Origin of the sequence: Streptomyces sp. 13-12-16, from assembly GCF_002114215.1 — a bacterium.
GTDB lineage: Bacteria > Actinomycetota > Actinomycetes > Streptomycetales > Streptomycetaceae > Streptomyces.
Window position 1 is genome coordinate 1 of record NZ_NCTE01000751.1, and the last position, 4106, is coordinate 4106.

4 protein-coding genes are annotated in these 4106 nt (G+C 72.3%); 1 reads left to right on the forward strand and 3 read right to left on the reverse strand.

What is annotated here, in order from left to right:
* From B7767_RS27980 to B7767_RS27990, 3 genes are all read right to left on the reverse strand, one after another.
* The coding region (locus B7767_RS27980; protein WP_143652664.1) for a gamma-glutamyl-gamma-aminobutyrate hydrolase family protein at positions 1 to 206 on the reverse strand (206 nt) is incomplete at its 3' end.
* A gap of 21 nt (positions 207 to 227) precedes the next feature.
* Complete coding sequence (eat, locus tag B7767_RS27985) at positions 228 to 1673, reverse strand: ethanolamine permease (protein ID WP_085574600.1); 1446 nt, start codon at positions 1671 to 1673, stop codon at positions 228 to 230.
* Positions 1674 to 1813: 140 nt separating this feature from the next.
* Complete coding sequence (locus B7767_RS27990; protein ID WP_085574601.1) at positions 1814 to 2548, reverse strand: FadR/GntR family transcriptional regulator; 735 nt, start codon at positions 2546 to 2548, stop codon at positions 1814 to 1816.
* An 86-nt stretch (positions 2549 to 2634) separates the two neighbouring features.
* Between B7767_RS27990 and B7767_RS27995 the strand changes: the two genes are divergently transcribed.
* On the forward strand, positions 2635 to 4005 hold the full coding sequence (locus tag B7767_RS27995; protein WP_085574602.1) for a glutamine synthetase family protein: 1371 nt from the start codon (positions 2635 to 2637) through the stop codon (positions 4003 to 4005).
* Positions 4006 to 4106 lie beyond the last annotated feature (101 nt).

Consider the following 4106-nt stretch of genomic DNA (forward strand, 5'->3'; position numbering starts at 1 on the left):
CCCGCGACGACCAGTCCGTCGAGCCGGGCCACGGTCGCCGCCGCCCGCTCCGGCGCGTCCGGCGGGAGCATCGCGGCCAGTCCGCCCGCCCGCTGCACCAGCCGCGGATAGCCGGCCGGCAGCAGCGCGGCGTCCAGTCGCCACGCTCCCCAGCGCACACCGGACTCCGCGTACGTGCTGATGCCGATGAGTGGCCTGGCCGTCATGCCGATCACCTTTCCCGCACCTCACTCCCGTGACAACTCGGCCTCGGCCGCCGCCAGCGCCGCGAACTCCTCCTCCGGCGCCCTCGCCACCAGGTGCCTGCGGCTGTAGAGACCGAAGTACGCCACGGCCACGATGTAGACCGCCAGCGCGATGAACGCCGCCGTCACGTCCACCAGGAACGTCGCCACCAGCGCCGCACAGGCCAGCACCAGCGCCACCGACGAGGTGAGCACCCCGCCCGGCGTGCGGTACGGCCGTGGCAGGTCCGGCTCACGGCGGCGCAGCACGATGTGGGAGAGGGACATCAGCGCGTACGAGATCGTCGCGCCGAAGACGGCGATGTTCAGCATGCGCGCCCCGTTGCCCGTCCCGGCGGCCAGCGCGAAGCCGATCGCGCCGGGCACCAGCAGGCCGAGATAGGGCGCCCTGCGGCTGCTGGTGAGGGAGAGGAACTTCGGCAGGTAGCCCGCGCGGGACAGCGCGAACAGCTGGCGCGAACCGGCGTAGATCAGCGAGAAGAACGACGCGACCAGTCCCGCGAGGCCCGCGTAGTTCACGATCCGGCTGAGCGCCGTCGCCTCGCCGTCCGGCTGGAGCGCCTCCACCAGCGGGTTGCCCGCGTCCTGGACCGCCGCCGAGCCGCGCGCCCCGGCCGCCGCGAAGAAGGTCACCACGGCCAGCACCACCAGGATGCCCATGGACCAGCGGATCGCCCTCGGCAGCGTACGGGCCGGTTCCCTGGTCTCCTCGGCGGCCAGCGGCACGCCCTCCACGCCCAGGAAGAACCACATGCCGAACGGGAACGCCGCCCAGATGCCCAGCAGCCCCATCGGCAGCCAGGAGTTCGCGCCGAACGCCGAGGAGTCCACCGGGACGTCGTCCAGCGAGGAGGCGTCGAACTCGGGCAGCGCCCCCAGCGCGAACACCACCAGCGCCGCCACCGCGATGCCCGTGACGACGAAGCTGAAGCGCAGTGCCTCGCCCACGCCCCACAGGTGGATGCCGATGAAGACGACGAAGCAGGCCAGGTACACCGGCCAGCCGGACTCCAGGCCGAACAGGCCCAGCGACTCGACGTAGTCGCCGATGAAGATGGAGATCGCGGCGGGCGCGAGGACGTACTCGATGAGGATCGCGGTGCCGGTGAGGAAGCCGCCCCACGGTCCGAGCGCCCGGCGGGCGAAGCCGTAGCCGCCGCCGGCCGTGGGCAGGATCGACGACAGCTCGGCCAGGGCGAAGACCATGCAGGTGTACATGGCGCCCATCAGCACCATGGCGATCGCCAGGCCGCCGAAGCCGCCCTCGGCCAGGCCGAAGTTCCAGCCCGAGTAGTCGCCGGACACGACGTAGGCGACGCCGAGGCCGGTCAGCAGCAGCCATCCCGCGCTGCCGCGGCGCAGCCTCCTGCGTTCGAGGTAGTCGTCCGGCTCGCCGGCGGGTTCACGGGACGCGGACGGAAGGCTCACGAGGCGACTCCCCAGGGGCGGCGACGTCAGGGGGCAATGGAACGGATCCAGACCTTTGTGGGCCCATACCTTCCTGGTGTGCGCACCGCGAGCGCAAGCCCCGTGCGTCGAACCGCGGTAAATCCGGTCGCGTCACCCCCTCAGGCCAGGAACCCCCGCAACAGCGCCGCCGTCCCCGCGCAGTGCTCGCGCATCATCTCCCTCGCCCCGTCCGCGTCCCCCTCCAGCACCGCCTCGACCAGCGCCGCGTGCTGCCGCTGCGAGTGCTCCAGGTTGCGCACCAGCAGAGGGATGCAGTCCAGCAGGTCGTTCACCGTCGCCCGTACCGCCGCGTACTGCGCGGCCAGTGTCGGCGAGCCGCACAGCTCCGCCAGGGTGAGGTGGAACAGCGTGTCGAGGCGCCGGTAGTCGCCCAGTGGCGCGTCCTGCGTGCCGGACAGCGCCTCGCGCAGACGAGCCGCCCGCTCCTTCGTCAGCCCGTGCGCCGCGCACAGCCCCGCCGCGCCCACCTCCAGCACCTCCCGGAAGCGCAGCACGTCCTCGATGTCGACCTCGGCGATCCGCCGCCGCAGCTCCTCCTCCCCGGTGTCCGTCGGGCGGGGCAGCACGAACGTCCCGCCGTACCGGCCGCGCCGCGACTCCACCAGGCCCTGGTCCTGGAGCACCTTCAGCACCTCGCGCAGCGTCACCCGGCTGATCCCCAGCCGCTCCGCCAGCTCCCGCTCGGCCGGCAGCCGCTCCCCGGCCGCCACCAGGCCCAGCCGCACCACCTGGAGGATCTGCTCCAGCGCCTCCTCGAAACCGTTGCCCGCGCGGACCTGCCGCAGCACCGGCGCCAGGCGGTCCCCGACCGCGCCGACCGCGTCCTTCGGCATCCGGCCGCGCCCCCTTCCCAAGCAATGGTTCCCGGCAATACCTTAAGGCTCCCGGCGTGACCGAAGAAGCCCGAGGAGGCTCTCCCGTGGCAGACCGCACACCCCCGCTCACCGTCGAGGAGCTGCACGCCCTCGTCACCGGCGGTGAGATCGACACCGTCGTCCTGGCCTTCCCCGACATGCAGGGGCGGCTCCAGGGCAAGCGGTTCGCCGCGCGCTTCTTCCTCGACGAGGTGCTCCGGCACGGCACCGAGGGCTGCAACTACCTGCTCGCCGTCGACGCCGACATGAACACCGTCGACGGCTACGCCATGTCCTCCTGGGAGACCGGCTACGGCGACTTCGCCATGTACCCCGACCTCGACACCCTGCGCCGGGTGCCCTGGAACGAGGGCACCGCCCTGGTCGTCGCCGACCTCGCCTGGGACGACGGCTCCCCGGTCGCCGCCGCCCCCCGGCAGATACTGCGCCGCCAGCTGGACCGCCTCGCCGCCCTCGGCCACACCGCCCAGGTCGGCACCGAGCTGGAGTTCATCGTCTTCAAGGACACCTACGAACAGGCCTGGGACGCCGGCTACCGCGGGCTCACCCCCGCCAACCGGTACAACGTCGACTACTCGGTGCTCGGCACCGGCCGCGTCGAGCCCCTGCTGCGCCGCATCCGCAACGAGATGGCCGCCGCCGGACTCACCGTCGAGTCCGCCAAGGGCGAGTGCAACCCCGGCCAGCACGAGATCGTCTTCCGCTACGACGAGGCCCTGGTCACCTGCGACCAGCACGCCGTCTACAAGACCGGCGCCAAGGAGATCGCCGCCCAGGAGGGCGTCTCGATCACCTTCATGGCCAAGTACAACGAGCGTGAGGGCAACTCCTGCCACATCCACCTCTCCCTGACGGACGCGGCCGGCGACAGCGCCATGCCGGACTCCGCCGAGGAGCCGGACGCCATGTCCGAGGTCATGCGCCACTTCCTCGCCGGACAGCTCGCCGCGCTCCGCGAGTTCTCCCTGCTCTACGCCCCGCACATCAACTCCTACAAGCGGTTCCAGCCGGGTTCCTTCGCCCCGACCGCCGTCGCCTGGGGCCGCGACAACCGCACCTGCGCCCTGCGCGTGGTCGGCCACGGCCGCTCCCTGCGCTTCGAGAACCGGCTGCCCGGCGGCGACGTCAACCCGCACCTCGCCGTGGCCGGCATGGTCGCGGCCGGGCTGCACGGCATCGAGCAGAAGCTCCAGCTGCCCGAGCCCTGCCCCGGCAACGCCTACACCGCCGACTTCGAGCACGTCCCCACCACCCTGCGCGAGGCCGCCGAGCTGTGGGAGAACAGCGCGATCGCCAAGGCGGCCTTCGGCGACGAGGTCGTCGCGCACTACCGCAACATGGCGCGCGTCGAGACCGACGCCTTCGACGCCGCGGTCACCGACTGGGAGCTGCGCCGCTCCTTCGAACGCATGTGAGGCCCCCCTTGTCCGACCAGCCCCCCGAGCTCCAGGTACGCAACCCCGCGACCGAGGAGGTGATCGCCACCGTCCCGGCCGCGACCCCCGCCGACGTCGAC

Bases quoted from the DNA above. Each gene is read 5' to 3' on its own strand.
- B7767_RS27990 (WP_085574601.1), bottom strand. From the start codon at position 2,548: ATGCCGAAGGACGCGGTCGGCGCGGTCGGGGACCGCCTGGCGCCGGTG.